At 63.7% G+C, this 306-nt stretch carries 1 pseudogene; it reads left to right on the top strand.

The window, feature by feature from the left end:
* Positions 1-306 (top strand): annotated as a pseudogene (locus EN862_RS35540) (metal-dependent hydrolase); the annotation flags it as partial.

The following is a 306-nucleotide window of genomic DNA, read 5'->3' as shown; positions in this document are numbered from 1 at the left end:
GGGCATATCCATCTCGACACCTCCTTCTACGGCGATGCCTGGCGACCGCACATTCCCTGCACCAACGGCTTCGACGTGCGCGAGCGCGTTGCCTTCCAGGCGCGCAACCTCAGCGCGGCCGCACCGATGGCAGAGCGCGCGAAAAACCAGCTCGAGCTGTGCATCGGCCACGGCAGCCTCGCCATGCGCAGTCACGTCATGGTCGACGGTTCGGTCGGCTTGAAGCATCTCGAAGTGATCCTCGCCATATGCGAGAAATATCGCGAGCTGATCGACATCCAGCTCGTCGCCTTCCCGCAGAGCGGC

This window comes from Mesorhizobium sp. M2E.F.Ca.ET.219.01.1.1, from assembly GCF_004016445.2.
GTDB lineage: Bacteria > Pseudomonadota > Alphaproteobacteria > Rhizobiales > Rhizobiaceae > Mesorhizobium.
This window is presented reverse-complemented; position numbering and strand designations above follow the sequence as displayed.